This window comes from Phaeobacter sp. S60, from assembly GCF_000826845.1.
Lineage (GTDB): Bacteria > Pseudomonadota > Alphaproteobacteria > Rhodobacterales > Rhodobacteraceae > Phaeobacter > Phaeobacter piscinae.
The window spans coordinates 83,437-97,578 of sequence record NZ_JSWJ01000008.1 but is presented as its reverse complement, the minus strand read 5'-3'; the positions used below and the strand labels follow the sequence as shown (position 1 = coordinate 97,578).

The following is a 14,142-nucleotide window of genomic DNA, read 5'->3' as shown; positions in this document are numbered from 1 at the left end:
GTTCCTCCCTTGCTTCCCTTACGGGTTCGCTGGGTTATTGGGGGCCTTTGGCAGTCGGGCGTCACGCAACCAGTCGCCGGGGGCGTTCATAACATCACCGGTGCGTCAGAACCGGAGGCTGTCGTAGTAGGCGCGGGTATGCGCGGTGTCCTGCATCACCTCTGATGTCAGGTCTGGCTCGGCCGCCTCGGCCGTGCCGCCGGTCGTTGCAACCGCCACCGCCGCAATCGGCGTTGTGGTCGCTGCCAGCTTGAGAAAGTCGCGGCGGCTTGTGGCCTCCTCGGTCTTTCTGGTCATGTGATCCTCCTCCTCAAATGGTTGGTTCACAGGGTTATGGGCCGGCGCACCGGCCCGGCTCAGGCGGATTGCTCCGCGCTCATCCGAAATCCTTCGGACTCAATCTCCATGAAGACACGGCCCACGGCGCCGACAGCGGCGTAAAGCACCGAGTTCTTTGCCGCCTCAAGATCGGAATAGAAATGACCCGCCCAAGGACCGATGTGTTTGTTGAAGAACTGTTTCTGGTCGCTCAGTGGTGCCACCGCGCCAAAGCGCCCCGCGATCAGCGCGCCCATCATCTCCATCAGCGAGGCGATATTATCCTCCGGCTCATAGACATTCTGCGCCCGTGTCATGCCGCGCGCGGCCATGTCCTGCCGCAGGGCCGCCAGCGGTTTCTCATTCAGGAACCCGGTGAGGTAATAGCTTGCGTAGGGCAGCAGCTCACCGCGCCCCAGACCGATGAACAGCTTGTTGAACTCCCGCTCGGCAGCTGCCGGTTTGGTCAGCTTGGCCAGTTTCGCCAGCGCATTGATCGCCGTACCCAGATCTGTGTCATCCCCAGCCAGCCCCGATACCTGCGCGAGCAGCATCTCATCCGGCGGACCGGACAGCATCAGGCCCAGAAAGTTATAGAGATCCGCGCGCAGACGATCCTCATCCTGCGGGATGGCAGGGCTGCCCTCCTGTGCGATGGTCTCTGACTGGGCTTCCTTGGCGGTCATATGTGTCTCCTTGAGGGGCATCTTGGTCTTTGGATCGGGTCGATGGTCAAGCCGCGGGCGCATCCGTGTCGTCGGCGAAGATAAAGCGCATCCGCCGCGGCGCAGCCGCCACCGGGTCTGGTATCACTGGGTCAGATGCGACGTGTGCAGATGGCGGCGCATCGGTCGGGATGGCAGGCGCAGCGGCCTCCTGCATGGGCACCTCCGCATCATCCGCATCCGCAGGCGACAGCAGCGCCATGGTCGGACGGCGCACCGGATCAACGGGCCTGGCCGTTGCGGCGGTTTCCTCATCCACAGACGCGGCCTTCTCTCCTGCAGGGTCCTCATCTTGCACCTCGGCGACGATCCCCGTTGCACGGCCTGCTGCCTCTTCCGCCTGCCGCGCCAGTTCTTCGACATGGGCGGTCATGCCCTTGCCCACCTGATAGGCGGTCTGCAGATTTTCGATCACCATGGCGCTGTCAGTGAAATCCTCACCATAATCCAAAAGCCCGTCGACATTCGCCAGCACCGGATTGCTGGCCCACAGACGCCGCAGCGCGCGGGTCCGCAGTCGGGCCGGAATGGTCTCTTTCAGGAAAACGCTGAAGTCATCACCCTGCTGCATCTGATCCGGGTCCGGAAGGTTCAGCTCTTCCAGAAGTTCGGCATCGCTCTTCGCCTCAAGCGCTTGCTCTTCGGCAACGCGCGCGGCGGCCGCGGTCTCGGCGGCCTCCGCCTGCTGCTCAGCTGCAACCTTGGCACGGCGGCGGGACCAGAAATCATCCCCGCTCATGACAGGCGCGCCTTTTTCATCGTGGGTGACCGGTAAACATCGGTCAGCTGGGAGATGCGCGGATCCCCGATACCATCCTCAGTCGCATCGGTTTTTACGCGATCCCGGCGACGCTTCTTGAACGGTTCATCATGGAAATGCAGCTGTGCGAAATCCCGGATCCAGGCCACCAGCCCATCCGGCATCGGTACTTTCTCCACCAGATCCTCACCGTTGTCGGCATAGTCCTGCGCCTCATAGGGCGAAGCCGTCACCAAGAGCACTTCCAGTGGGCGATCCTCCGACGCGCCCTCCCGCAGCACCACATAGATGCAGGGTGGCTCAGCCGTGAGGCCATGCAGATACGCTTCCGCCTCACTGCGGTGCAGTTCCAGCGGCAGGGTGGCGACATGAAATTCACGGGTCTCACCCGCTTCGCGCAGCAACTGCCAGTCCGACGGTGCTGCCCCTGGCAGGACCGAGGTCGCCTTCCAGGACCAGCGCGCCCATCGCGTCACGCCCGGCTGGCGCCGCAATACGACGCCCAGTGGGATCATATCCGTCTTTGCACTGCGATCTGCGGGTTCGGCCACGTCAATGCCCTGCTCATGAATTCGACTGCCCCAACAGTGCCGCATTCCCCAGCTGTGCCGAAAGATAACTTTTGCTGATGGCGCATTAAATCAACATCAATGGTCAAATTGACCAGTCCGATATGACCCCGCAGAACCGCCCGGACGAAAAGTCTATTTTGACTAATTCACTCAGGCTTAACGCCGGGGCAGCCCGGCCTGCCTGTGGCGCGAATCACCGGCTTGATTTGCCGGGGATGGCGGCACACTCACGATGCGAATTGCGGTTTACCTGCTTGCGCAAACATGCCTAGTCTGAGCGCGAGGCGGCGGAATTACGCTGCTCTGAAAGACCATAGAATACGCGGAGAAACCATGCCTAAGACGTTGATTTTATGTGATTGTGCGGGAACGCAATCCATCGATTCCGAGGCATTGTCGCGCCGCACCGGTCTGCCCTGCTCCAAGCTGCATTCAGCGCTTTGCACAGATGAGATCGAGCAGGCCGCCGCCGCCCTGATGCAAGAGGATGCAATTATTTGCTGCGCTCAGGAGCACCGCATTTTCGAGGCTCTGGCAGAAGAAATCGACGCCCCCACACCAGGGTTCATCGACCTGCGCGACCGGGCCGGTTGGACCGCAGATACCGCCGACACGCTGCCCAAAATGACCGCCCTGATCGCCGAAGCGACGTTGGCACCGCCCCCTGCGAAGACGATCGACCTGCAGTCCGAAGGGGTGTGCCTGATCCTCGGCGCGCCAGATATTGCCTATGCGGCGGCTGCGCGTTTGCAGGACAGCCTCGCAGTGACCGTCCTTCTTGACACACCAAGCGACCCGCCTCACAGCCGTGCCTATGACGTGATTTCGGGACAATTGCGCCACGCCAAGGGCGCGCTGGGGCAGTTCGCCGTTACCATCGATCAGTTGCAACAGCTGGATGTCACCGGGCGCAACTGGACCTGGGGTGAGGCCCGGAATGGCGGCCAGTCGATCTGTGATCTCATTCTGGATCTGCGCGGCGGTCAGGCCTTGTTTCCGGCGCCCGAAAAACGCGACGGCTATCTGCGGGCCGATCCAAAATCCGCTCCGGCAGTTGCTGAGGCCACCCTTGCAGCAAGCCAACTGATCGGCACCTTTGAAAAACCGCTCTACGTGCGCAGTGAACCGCTGCTTTGCGCTCATTCCCGCGCGGGCCAGACTGGCTGCACCCGCTGTCTGGATGTCTGCCCAACCGGCGCTATCAGCCCTGCTGGCGACCATGTCAGCATTGACCCGATGATCTGTGCGGGTTGCGGATCCTGTGCTTCGCTCTGCCCTTCCGGTGCGATCACCTATGACGCACCTCCAACCGATGCGCTGATGCGTCGGATCCAGACACTGGCGAAGGCTTATCTCGACGCAGGCGGCTCCGCCCCCCGGCTTCTCGTGGTCGACCAGCACGGCAGCGAGATGATCGAACTGGCGGCCCGCCATGGCCGTGGCCTGCCCGCAGATGTGATCCCGCTGGCGGTGGACGCGCTCAACAGCTTTGGTCATGCTGAAGCTCTGGCCGCCCTGACCGCCGGTTTCACTGAGGTGTCGGTGCTGCTCTCTCCCAAGAGTGAGCGCGACGTGCAGGAGCGCGAAAGCGCGCTCGCCGCGGCCATTGCCGGTCCGCACCTGCATCTGCTCGACCTCAGTGACCCGGATCAACTCAGCGATGTTCTGTTTGCTCGCGACGGCACCTTGGCTCAGGTCGAAACACCTCAACGCCCCATGGGCACCCGCCGCCAGATCACCCGCCAGGCCGCAAAGGCACTGCTGCCCGAGGCTGAGACCCTGCCGCTGCCAGAGGGCGCGCCCTATGGTGCGGTGCTGGTGTCATCGGACAACTGTACGCTCTGCCTCTCTTGTGTCTCGCTCTGCCCCTCCGGCGCGCTTGGCGACAATCCGGACCTGCCGCAGCTGCGCTTTCAGGAGGACGCCTGCCTGCAATGTGGCCTCTGCGCCAATGTCTGCCCGGAGGATGCGATCACTTATGAACCGCGCCTCAACCTGACGTCAGCGGCGTTGTCACAGGTGGTCCTGCACGAGGAAGAGCCCTTTGCCTGTGTCGAATGCGGATCGCTGTTCGGTGTAAAGTCGACCATCGACAAGATCACCGAGAAGCTGGCTGGGAAACACTCAATGTTTGCCAACCCCGATGCTGCCCGAATGATCCAGATGTGTGACGACTGCCGCGTCAATGCGCAATTCCATCAGCAGAATTCTCCCTTCGCGGGCGCGGAGCGGCCCAAGGTGCGAACCACCGAGGACTACCTCAGCAAGCGCAAGGATCATTGATCCTGAGGGACCGAGAGACGATGACGCCCCTATTTATGCTCCAGCGGTGCGCCCAGATCCGCCGGGCTGAGTACCGCCACATAGGCCAGGATGTTCTCCAGGTCATCCAGCGTGATCTCCACCGGGACGATGGGCGAGGGTCGCGCCTCATCAAAAGGCGGCGTGACCTTGGCGACCTGGGTAAAGGCGGGGTGTGGATTCAATGCATAGAACGCCTGAAACCGCTGTTCCCAATCCGCAAGGCTGCGCAGAACATAAAACGACGGCGTCGAGCCGATGCTGTTGATCCGCCCAGCCTCCTCCACCGCATGGCAGCGTCCGCAATGGACCTTCGACAGATGATACCCGTTCCCGGCGTCGCCATCCCATGTGGCAACATCCTCCTGCGCATCCGGTTGCGCGGGCACGCGAAACATCTGGATCCCCTCCGGGGCGAAGGCAGCAATCGTGCGCCCGCCCACCTCAGAGGTCAGCCAATCCGCAAACCGCTGCGCCCCCGTGTGATCCGGGGTAATCAGCTCCAGATGCCAGATGATCCCGCCACCCTCCATCACCGGTGCCCCCCGTGGTCCCAAAGCGACCTCTGCGTCTTCGCCCGGTTCGACCACCTCCACCCGCACCTGTGTTTTCAGGGAAAATCGGGGCAGCATGAACCCCAGCACCCCGGTGTCGATGAGCGCCTGGGGCGCAATCAGCCGAACCATACGCGGATCACCCTGTGCCAGGGCGACCATGGGCTGCATCGAAACGGCAAGTACCAGCACGACCAGTATCCCCGTATATTTGCGCAAAAGACTACATACCCAGACCATATGAAATGCTAGGAAACCATCTACATCCCCGTCAAGAACTGTTGCAGCCGAGGCGACGACCCCGGCAGATCATCAATACCAATCAAGCCAGCTTGACCCAAGCTCGCACCAAGAAGGAGCAACCCCGGCGTGTCCCTCACTCGTGAAACTGTCCTAGAGGCGCTCAAGACCATCAAAGACCCGGTGTCCGGCAGCGATATCGTCGCCGCAGGCATCGTCCGCGCGCTTAATATTGAAGAGGACGCTGTCCGCTTTGTTCTGGAGATCGACCCGGCGAAATCCGACGTCTACGCGCCTGTGCGCGATGAAGCCGACGCCAGGGTGACAGCGTTGCCCGGCGCGGGCAAGGTCTCTGCCATGCTGACTGCCCATTCCACCAAGGCGCCGCCGGATCTAAAGCCGAACAAACCGGCGCAGCCTCAAGGTCCGCAGAAGATCCCCGGCGTTGACCGGATCATCGCAGTTGCTTCGGGCAAAGGCGGTGTTGGCAAATCGACGGTTTCGGCGAATATCGCCTGCGCGCTGGCCGCGCAGGGCCGCCGTGTTGGCCTGCTGGATGCCGATGTCTATGGCCCCTCGCAGCCACGGATGCTGGGTGTCTCTGGCCGCCCTGCCAGCCCCGATGGCAAGACCATCCTGCCGATGCGCAACCATGGCGTCACCATGATGTCGATCGGCCTGATGACCAACGAAGATCAGGCGGTTGTCTGGCGGGGGCCGATGCTGATGGGCGCCTTGCAGCAGATGATGATGCAGGTGCAATGGGGCGCGCTGGATGTGCTGATCGTCGACCTGCCACCGGGCACAGGCGACGTGCAGATGACGCTGGCGCAAAAGGCCCATGTGGACGGCGCCATCGTGGTTTCTACCCCGCAGGACGTCGCCCTGATCGATGCGCGCAAAGGCATCGACATGTTCCAGAAACTGAATGTGCCAATCCTCGGTATGGTGGAAAATATGTCCACGCATATCTGCTCCAACTGCGGGCATGAGGAACATGTCTTCGGCCATGGTGGCGTCGCAGCTGAGGCTGATAAGCTGAATGTGCCGCTGCTGGCAGAAATCCCGCTGCATCTGGACGTACGGGTGGCCGCTGACGGCGGTGCGCCGATTGCGGTCAGCAAACCCGACAGCGCGCAGGCCAAGGCGTTCCACGATCTGGCCGCCGATCTCGTCGCCAAGGGTCAGGCCTGATCCGGTGGCGGACATGAGCGACCTCAGCTTCCCGCCTCTGATGGCGGGGCTGGCCCTCAACGGGGCCGAGGATCCCTTTGCCCTCGCCTGTCAGAAGGCGGTGCTAGGCTGTGATGCGGGCCTGGTGGTGCATAATCTTGCGCATGATCGCTTGCAGGCAGCTCTTGTGTTTGCGCCGGAGGTGGCGTTGCAGCAAGCGATGACCATGCTGCCGGTCTGCGCTATCGCGCTGCAAAACGCCCTGGGCGCGCTGGCCCCGCCAGAGGTGGCGGTGCACCTGCAATGGGATGGCGGGCTGCGCATCAATGGCGGGCGCTGCGGCCGCCTACGTGCCGCCGCCAGTACCACCGCACCGTCAGAGGTGCCAGACTGGCTGGTCATTGGCCTCGACCTGCCACTCTGGCCGCCGAGCGATGGCGAAACCGGCGACCGCCCCGAAGATACCGCGCTTTATGCTGAGGGCTGCGCCGATGTGGATGCCGGTCAATTGCTGGAAAGCTGGGCGCGCCACGCGCTGCACTGGATCAATCGCTGGGAGGACGAAGGCACCGAACCGGTGCACAGCACCTGGCGCGGGTTGGCGCAGGACATCGGCCAGACCATAACCCACGCAGGCCGGACCGGTACATTTCTCGGGGTGGATGAGGACTTCGGCCTGCTTTTGCGGGACAAGACCACCACCCACCTGATCCCCCTCACCACGCTACTGGAGACCCCATGATGCAGCTTGCCCGCGCCATTCATTTTGACGAAAGCGATCAGAACGTCTTTGCCAGCCCCGCCCGCACCGGGGAGTGGTGCATTTCCGGCGGGTTTGAGTTTTCCAACTGGGAAGAGGCGGATCTGATCGGCAAACAGCGCCAGGCCTTCGCCAATGGCTGGATGGGGCTGGAAACCGGCGGGCGCGCCACCTTTGTCGCCGTGACCAAGATCGAAGAGGGTGAAATGGCCTCGCTCACCGATCTACTGGCACAGCATTTTGTCAGCTACTATGGCGCCCCGAATGCCGATACCGCCCGCCCCGTGGCGGAGGAAGAGCTGGCCCATATGGCCGACCTCTGCGCCGACCACGCGCCCAACACCCTGCTGACCGTCATGCGCGAGCTGACAGATGCCGGCGTCAAGGAAAGCTATCGCGCGATTGAGGCACAGGACGCCGGGCTAGAGCAATTCGCCATCCATGTAACGGACGACTGAACGCCTACGACCCACGAAAAACGCCGCGCAGACCCCGCGCGGCGTTTTCCGTTTCACAGCCCCAATAGGCACCGCATCACTGTTCGGCGTTGAACACAAACAATGCTTCGCCATTGATCTGGTAGCTGTTGATCAGCTCCTTGGCCTTGTCGGACACCAGCCAAGTCTCCAGCTCGGCCACCAGTTCCGATTTCACATGCGGGTGCTTTTCCGGGTTCACCGGCAGATAGGCGTATTGATTGAACAGCACGGGATCGCCGGAATAAAGCAGCACCAAATCGCCCTTGTTGGCGAAGTTAAGCCAGCTTGCCCGGTCGGACATGATGTAGCCCCCCATGCCAGAGGCTGTATTCAGCGCCGCCCCCATGCCTGCGCCAACAGCGTTGTACCAGTCGCCAAATTCGTCAGGTGACAGATCCGCCACGGCCCAGAGGCTCAGCTCCTTCTTATGGGTTCCGCTGTCATCACCACGGCTGACGAAGGCCGCTTCAGCGGCTGCAATCTTCTGCAATGCCGCCTTCGCGGATCCCGCGCCCGCAATGGTCGCAGGGTCGGCCTTGGGCCCGATGAAAACAAAGTCATTATACATGATCTCCCGGCGATGGGTGCCATTGCCCCCAGCCAGAAATGCCTCTTCCGCCTTTTTGGAGTGGACCAGAATGGCATCCACATCACCCGCTTCACCAAGGCGGATCGCCTGACCGGTGCCCACCACCAACAGCTGCACCTCCAATCCCAGATCGGCCTTAATCTCAGGCAGCAGCACCTCTGCCAGACCGGAGTTGTGGAAGGATGTGGTCACCGCCAGCTTCATCTCCTCTGCCAGCGCAGCCGTTCCCATCGCCAGCGCGGCCAAAGCCCCCAGCATAATCCGTTTCATTCGACAATATCTCCTCTTAGAAATGCGCGTCCCTGTTCGGTATGCGGACGGGCAAAAAACGCCTCCGCCGCTGAAAACTCGGCAATCTGCCCATGCAGCACAAACAGCACCTCATCTGCCAACCGCTGCGCCTGCCCCATATTGTGGGTCGACATGATCAGCCGTGTGCCCGCCGCTGTCGCTTCGGTCAGTACTTCTTCAATCTCGCGGGTGGCCCGCCCATCGAGCGAGGCACAGGGTTCATCCAGAAACAACAGCTGCGGCTTGCGAATAAGCGCGCGGGCCAGTGCCAGTTTCTGTCGCTCCCCGCCGGACAGCAAAACCGCAGGCCGCTGCAACGCATCCCCGCCCAATCCGATCCGCTCAGCCCAGACCTCAGCCTCCGCCAGCGCGACCTTGCGCGACACGCGGTTCAGCCGCAGCGGATAGGCGATATTCTCCACCACCGAGCGGCGCATCATGACAGGCGTCTGAAAGACAAAGGCCTGACGCCGCTGCGCCTCCGCCATGGGACAGCCCCAGCTGATCCGCCCCTGCCCCAGCCGCAGAATACCATGCAGCATCTTCAACAGGGACGTTTTGCCCGATCCATTTGGTCCGATCACAATGGTCGTCCCCTGCCCGTCCAGCCGCAAATCCACCGGCCCGATCAGCGTCTTGCCACGCCGGCGCACCTGTGCCCCGTTGACCACCAGCGGGAAGAGAGTGTTCGCCTCGCTCACCAACGCCCCTCACTTTCGGTCTTGCCCAGCCAGTGAATGGTCAGGTTCACCGCAACGGCCAGCGCGATCAGCACAAAGCCAAGCCCCAGCGCCATGGCGAAATCCCCCTTGCCGGTTTCCAGCGCAATTGCCGTCGTCAACACCCGCGTAGCATGGTCGATATTGCCGCCCACAATCATGATCGCGCCGACCTCGCCAATTGCGCGGCCAAACCCGGCCAGCGCCGCCGTCAGCAAGGCCCGCCGCCCATCCCAGAGCAGCGTGCAGATCCGTTGGAATTGACTGGCGTTCAGGGAAATCAGCAGGTCGTGGTAATCGCTCCACAGATCCCGCAGCGACTGATGCGCGATGGAGGCCACGAGCGGCACAATAATAATCACTTGCGCGATGATCATCGCGGTCGGGGTGAACAGCAGCCCAAGCACCCCGAACGGCCCGGCCCGCGACAGCATCACATAGACCACAAGCCCGACCACAACAGGCGGCAGCCCCATCAGCGCATTGAGCACCGCAATGGTGATCCGCCGCAGGCGAAACCGGCGCACCGCCAACAAGGCCGCCAACGGCAGCGCAATCAACGCAGCCACCAGCAACGCGGTCAAAGTGACCCGAAGCGAGCGCAGCGTAATCTCCACCAGATCGCTATCCAGCGTGACCACCAGCCAAAAGGCCTGGACCAATCCTTCCCAGAGATCAGACATGGAGGCGGGTTTTCTCCCTATGGGACCGGTCTTACCGCTTCCCTCTACTGCGTGTTGGTTCTGTGCAAACCACAATATCGGACCGCCCAATAGACAAAAACGTCACCCATCGCGCATTTTGGACAAATTGACCCCGCCCCGTTTGCGCTGACATTACCGGATGGTCAGAAGGTCGTCACGACCTCTGGATCCAGTCGGTTGCCGATGTTGACGGATTGGCGCCGATTTGCAGCAGGAATTCCCGCTTTTCGGGCAATAAACCCCGTTCACTTGCTTGCGTGCTAAATGTGAACATGAAACAAGAATTCCCCAAAGTGCCATCTCCGGCGCAGCTTTGAGGAAATGCCATGTTCGATCTGCAAACCATGCGCGATCAGCTCGCCAACCACTATGACCTTGCGCCAAATCCGGCTCTGGCCGAAGAGATGTCCGGGATCTACGCCAATATGGACCGCGTGGTGAACCCGATCGACTGGGCCACCTACGCGCCTTATGTTGCGGCCATTCTGGCTCTCAAGAAAGAGCGGAACGCCGTCATTCTGGCGCATAACTACATGACGCCGGAAATCTACCACGGCGTTGCCGATGTGGTCGGCGACAGCCTCCAGCTCGCGATTGAGGCCGCCAAGGTCGAGGCAGATGTGATCGTGCAATGCGGCGTGCACTTCATGGCCGAAACCTCCAAGATCCTCAGCCCCGACAAAACCGTGCTGATCCCCGATATGGAGGCCGGTTGTTCGCTCGCGGAATCGATCACCGCCGAGGGCATCGCCCAGATGCGCGAGAAATACCCCGGCGCGCCGGTGGTCACCTATGTGAACACCACAGCCGAGGTCAAAGCCGCCTCCGATATCTGCTGCACCTCCTCGAATGCCGCCCAGATTGTGGCCGCACAGGAGAGCGACACCGTGATCATGACGCCAGACCAATATCTGGCGCAGAACATCGCCCAACAGGTGCCGCAGAAAAACATCGTCTGGTGGGAGGGCTCCTGCATTGTGCATGAGCAATACACCGCCAAGGATTTGCGCGATTTCCGCGAATGGAACCCCGGCACCCGGCTGATCGCGCACCCTGAATGCCCGCCGGATGTTGTGAATGAGGCGGATTTCTCCGGCTCCACCAGCGGCATCATCAAATATGTGACCGACGAAAAGCCCGAAAAGGCAATGCTGATCACCGAATGTTCGATGGCTTCGAATATTGCCGATCAACTGCCCGAGGTGGATTTTGTCGGCCCCTGCAACATGTGCCCCTACATGAAGAAAATCACCCTGGAAAAAATCCTGTGGTCGCTGCACACAATGTCCGAACCGGTTGAGGTCAACGCCGAGGTGGCCGAACAGGCCCGCGTTGCGGTGCAGCGGATGATTGATCTCAGCCAGAAACTGGGGATCTGATCCTTGGACACCCCCGGCGCGAAGGTCACCTCTGAGGATCAGGTCCGCAAGGCCTCCCGTGACAAGACCCGCCCCCAACTGGATGTGCAGGCCAGGACCGAGGCCACCGCCGCCTGTGACACCGATCGCGTGGTGATCGTCGGCGCTGGCATGGCCGCACTCTATGCCGCGCTTGAACTGGCGCCGCGCCCTGTGCTGATGATTTCGCCCGAAACCCTTGGTGAAGGCGCAAGTTCCGCCTGGGCACAGGGGGGAGTCGCCGCCGCGATGGATCAGGCCGACAGCCCAGCCGCCCATGCCAGCGATACTCTGCGCGCGGGCGCCGGGACCGTTGATGCCGAGGTCGCCGCCATGGTCACCAAGGTGGCGCAGGACCATATTCTGGACCTGACCGAGCTGGGCACGCCCTTTGACCGCACCGCCGATGGCGGCTTTGTCATGAGCCGCGAGGCCGCCCATTCCATGGCCCGTGTGGTGCGGGTGAAAGGTGATCAGGCCGGTCGGCAGATCATGGAAACGCTGATTGCAGCGGTGCGCGCCACGCCGTCCATTCAGGTCCATGAGGGCACCCAAGCCGTCCGGCTGGACGTCAGTGACAGCCGCGTCACCGGGGTCTGGGTCAGCGATGCGAGCGGCACCTCCGTACCGCTTTTAATCCGCGCTCCGGCCATCCTTCTGGCCGGCGGCGGCTCTGGCGGGCTGTTTGCACATACCACCAATCCGCCCCGTATTCGCGGCCAGGTGATTGGCTTTGCCGCCCGCGCCGGCGCCTGCATTGCCGATCCTGAGTTCGTGCAGTTCCACCCTACCGCCTTTGACATTGGTGAGGATCCGGCGCCGCTGGCGACCGAAGCGCTGCGTGGGGACGGCGCAACCCTCATAAATGCTGAGGGCGCCCGTTTCATGCTGGCCGCGCATCCGGATGCCGAATTGGCCCCCCGTGACATTGTCGCCCGCGCGATCTTTGCCGAAACGCAGGCAGGCCGCCGCCCGATGCTCGACACGCGCGACGCCTTGGGCGCCGAGGTGCTGACCCGTTTTCCCACCGTTGCGGAAACCTGCGCCCGTGCCGGTATCGACCCCGTTGCGACCCCAATTTCGGTCGCAGTGGCCGCGCATTACCACATGGGCGGCATCGACACCGACATGCAGGGCCGCGCCAGTCTCGCCCATCTCTGGGTCTGTGGCGAAGCCTCTTCAACCGGACTGCACGGCGCCAATCGCCTCGCCTCCAACGGCCTTTTGGAGGCGCTGGTCTACGCCCGTACCGCCGCACAGGATATCGCCGAAACCCTGGGACCGCTGCCCGATCACTGGCGCCAGTCACCGACCCTGTCGCTGACCTTTGCCCCCGCCACCACGCCTGCCGCCCCCGCCAGCGCAATAGCCCGCCTGCGTGAGACGATGACCGCCCATGTTGGCGTGCGCCGGGACGAAGCCGGGCTGAAAACCGCGCTTGCAACCATCGACCAGCTGCTGACAGAGCACGGTGATGACGAGAGCTTTGCCAATATGTGTGCCACCGCCACGCTGATTGCCGCCGCCGCATTGGCCCGTCGTGAAAGCCGGGGCGGGCATTTCCGCGATGACTATCCCGACGCCGACCCAGCACAGGCCCATCGCACCCACATCACCCTCACCGAGGCCCGCACCATCCGCGCCGCCGCCGTCAAGGATCTGACATGACCCCGTCCTTTGCCACCCTGCCCGACCTGATCCTGGAGCCTCTGATCCGCGCAGCCCTGCTGGAAGATCTTGGCCAAAGCGGTGATGTCACCACCCGCGCCGTCATCCCGGCAGAGACCACCTACGAGGCGCGGCTCAATGCGCGCGACACAGGCGTGGTGTCCGGCATGCAGATTGCCCGCATCGCCTTTCACCTTGTCGACCCGGCGCTCAAGATCGACACGCTGGTGCAGGACGGCCAACCATGCGCCCCCGGACAGACGTTGATGACCATCGCAGGCTCTGCCGCGTCGATCCTGTCCAGTGAACGTGTGGCCCTGAACTTTGCCGGGCGCCTGTCCGGCATCGCTAGTCTGACGTCCTCATTCGTGGCCGAAACCAAAGGCACAGAGACCCGGATCACCTGCACCCGCAAGACCACCCCCGGTCTGCGCATGGTGGAGAAACAGGCGGTACTACATGGCGGCGGCTACAATCACCGCTACGGGCTGTCTGACGCGATCCTGATCAAAGACAATCACATCGCTGCCGCCGGTGGCGTGGCCGCCGTCCTGCACGCAGCCAGAGCCAATGTCAGCCATATGATGAAGGTCGAAATCGAAGTCGATACGCTGACTCAGCTGGAAGAGGTGCTGGAGACCGGTGGCGCCGATGTGGTGCTTTTGGACAATATGGACACCGACACGCTGGCGCAGGCTGTGGCAATGGCGAAGGGCCATCTGGTGACCGAAGCCTCCGGCAATATGCGCCGCGACCGCATTGCCGAGGTCGCAGCCACGGGCGTCGACTATATCTCCTCTGGTGCGCTGACCCACTCGGCGCAGACGCTGGATCTTGGCCTCGATTTCTGAGCCTACCCAACGGATCTCACATGCAAACGGGGGCGCTGAGG

Annotated in this window: 15 protein-coding genes; 7 read left to right on the top strand and 8 right to left on the bottom strand. The window is 62.4% G+C overall.

Features of this window, described 5'->3' with window-relative positions; all coding sequences use genetic code 11:
- Window positions 1-105 precede the first annotated feature (105 nt).
- From OO25_RS08200 to OO25_RS08185, 4 genes are read right to left on the bottom strand one after another with little or no spacing between them, the layout of a single operon-like run.
- Window positions 106-297 carry a twin-arginine translocation pathway signal protein gene (locus OO25_RS08200; RefSeq protein ID WP_014875663.1) on the bottom strand — a complete coding sequence of 64 codons (192 nt, stop codon included), beginning with the start codon at window positions 295-297 and terminating at the stop codon, window positions 106-108.
- A gap of 59 nt (window positions 298-356) precedes the next feature.
- The gene (locus OO25_RS08195; RefSeq protein WP_040179763.1) at window positions 357-1,004 is read right to left on the bottom strand and encodes a molecular chaperone; all 648 of its coding nucleotides are present in this window, start codon (window positions 1,002-1,004) and stop codon (window positions 357-359) included.
- 46 nt (window positions 1,005-1,050) lie between these two features.
- Window positions 1,051-1,782 (bottom strand): DUF3306 domain-containing protein, encoded by a 732-nt coding sequence (locus tag OO25_RS08190; protein ID WP_040179588.1) that lies wholly within the window; start codon window positions 1,780-1,782, stop codon window positions 1,051-1,053.
- Window positions 1,779-2,318: a DUF3305 domain-containing protein gene (locus OO25_RS08185; RefSeq protein ID WP_052465630.1), complete on the bottom strand. Its 540-nt coding sequence runs from the start codon at window positions 2,316-2,318 to the stop codon at window positions 1,779-1,781. Before OO25_RS08185 ends, OO25_RS08190 begins: the two co-directional genes overlap by 4 nt.
- Before the next feature lie 390 nt (window positions 2,319-2,708).
- Here OO25_RS08185 and OO25_RS08180 point away from each other — a divergent pair, with 390 nt between their 5' ends.
- Window positions 2,709-4,658 (top strand): 4Fe-4S binding protein, encoded by a 1,950-nt coding sequence (locus tag OO25_RS08180; RefSeq protein ID WP_040179586.1) that lies wholly within the window; start codon window positions 2,709-2,711, stop codon window positions 4,656-4,658.
- Between the two features lie 29 nt (window positions 4,659-4,687).
- On the opposite strand, the gene OO25_RS08175 is transcribed toward OO25_RS08180, so the two are convergent.
- The gene (locus OO25_RS08175; RefSeq protein WP_040179584.1) at window positions 4,688-5,422 is read right to left on the bottom strand and encodes a hypothetical protein; all 735 of its coding nucleotides are present in this window, start codon (window positions 5,420-5,422) and stop codon (window positions 4,688-4,690) included.
- A gap of 177 nt (window positions 5,423-5,599) precedes the next feature.
- On the opposite strand from OO25_RS08175, the gene apbC reads away from it, so the two are divergent.
- Genes apbC through OO25_RS08160 form a run of 3 tightly spaced genes read left to right on the top strand, consistent with a single transcriptional unit; the run spans window position 5,600 to window position 7,861 of the window.
- The gene (gene apbC / locus OO25_RS08170; RefSeq protein ID WP_040179581.1) at window positions 5,600-6,664 is read left to right on the top strand and encodes an iron-sulfur cluster carrier protein ApbC; all 1,065 of its coding nucleotides are present in this window, start codon (window positions 5,600-5,602) and stop codon (window positions 6,662-6,664) included.
- Window positions 6,665-6,677: 13 nt separating this feature from the next.
- Window positions 6,678-7,385: a DUF4444 domain-containing protein gene (locus OO25_RS08165; protein ID WP_040179580.1), complete on the top strand. Its 708-nt coding sequence runs from the start codon at window positions 6,678-6,680 to the stop codon at window positions 7,383-7,385.
- Entirely contained in the window at window positions 7,385-7,861 is a 477-nt protein-coding gene (locus OO25_RS08160; protein ID WP_040179761.1) for a DUF6505 family protein, read from the top strand. Before OO25_RS08165 ends, OO25_RS08160 begins: the two co-directional genes overlap by 1 nt.
- Window positions 7,862-7,937: 76 nt before the next feature.
- On the opposite strand, the gene OO25_RS08155 is transcribed toward OO25_RS08160, so the two are convergent.
- Genes OO25_RS08155 through OO25_RS08145 form a run of 3 tightly spaced genes read right to left on the bottom strand, consistent with a single transcriptional unit; the run spans window position 7,938 to window position 10,164 of the window.
- Complete coding sequence (locus OO25_RS08155) at window positions 7,938-8,741, bottom strand: substrate-binding domain-containing protein (RefSeq protein WP_040179578.1); 804 nt, start codon at window positions 8,739-8,741, stop codon at window positions 7,938-7,940.
- Window positions 8,738-9,463 (bottom strand): ATP-binding cassette domain-containing protein, encoded by a 726-nt coding sequence (locus OO25_RS08150; protein ID WP_040179576.1) that lies wholly within the window; start codon window positions 9,461-9,463, stop codon window positions 8,738-8,740. Before OO25_RS08150 ends, OO25_RS08155 begins: the two co-directional genes overlap by 4 nt.
- Window positions 9,460-10,164 carry an ABC transporter permease gene (locus OO25_RS08145; protein ID WP_040175495.1) on the bottom strand — a complete coding sequence of 235 codons (705 nt, stop codon included), beginning with the start codon at window positions 10,162-10,164 and terminating at the stop codon, window positions 9,460-9,462. The genes OO25_RS08150 and OO25_RS08145 overlap by 4 nt, the downstream gene beginning before the upstream one ends.
- A 347-nt stretch (window positions 10,165-10,511) precedes the next feature.
- On the opposite strand from OO25_RS08145, the gene nadA reads away from it, so the two are divergent.
- The 3 genes from nadA to nadC are packed head-to-tail and all read left to right on the top strand — an operon-like array spanning window position 10,512 to window position 14,101.
- Entirely contained in the window at window positions 10,512-11,564 is a 1,053-nt protein-coding gene (gene nadA / locus OO25_RS08140; protein WP_040179574.1) for a quinolinate synthase NadA, read from the top strand.
- A 3-nt stretch (window positions 11,565-11,567) separates the two neighbouring features.
- Entirely contained in the window at window positions 11,568-13,250 is a 1,683-nt protein-coding gene (locus tag OO25_RS08135) for an L-aspartate oxidase (protein ID WP_040179573.1), read from the top strand.
- Window positions 13,247-14,101: a carboxylating nicotinate-nucleotide diphosphorylase gene (gene nadC / locus OO25_RS08130; protein ID WP_040179571.1), complete on the top strand. Its 855-nt coding sequence runs from the start codon at window positions 13,247-13,249 to the stop codon at window positions 14,099-14,101. Before OO25_RS08135 ends, nadC begins: the two co-directional genes overlap by 4 nt.
- Window positions 14,102-14,142: the final 41 nt, after the last annotated feature.